The organism is Pseudomonas sp. SIMBA_068 (assembly GCF_046534705.1).
Taxonomy (GTDB): Bacteria; Pseudomonadota; Gammaproteobacteria; order Pseudomonadales; family Pseudomonadaceae; genus Aquipseudomonas; species Aquipseudomonas putida.
Window position 1 is genome coordinate 1 of record NZ_JAWRYI010001096.1, and the last position, 252, is coordinate 252.

At 38.1% G+C, this 252-nt stretch carries 1 pseudogene; it reads right to left on the bottom strand.

Annotated features, from left to right (window positions below):
- Positions 1 to 250, bottom strand: a pseudogene (locus SB756_RS32860) (hypothetical protein); the annotation flags it as partial.
- Positions 251 to 252 lie beyond the last annotated feature (2 nt).

Below are 252 nucleotides of genomic sequence, written 5' to 3' on the forward strand. Positions count from 1 at the left end.
CGATAATATTGTTATTGGATACTTTATCCATGCTTTCGGCTTCTTTTATGAATGGCTTAAGCGTACTTAGCTTTAGTAAAACAGCAGGCGAAAGTTTTGCTGTTTTAGATGGAACTAAACGATGATCTGCCTTCTCAGGAGCTGGCACTTTAGCTTTATTAATAATAGGAGTCATAACTTTTTTCTTAACAGGTTCACTGTTACGGCCAAAGTCGTTTGTCCCCTTTATATCCACACCCTTGTCGTTCAATG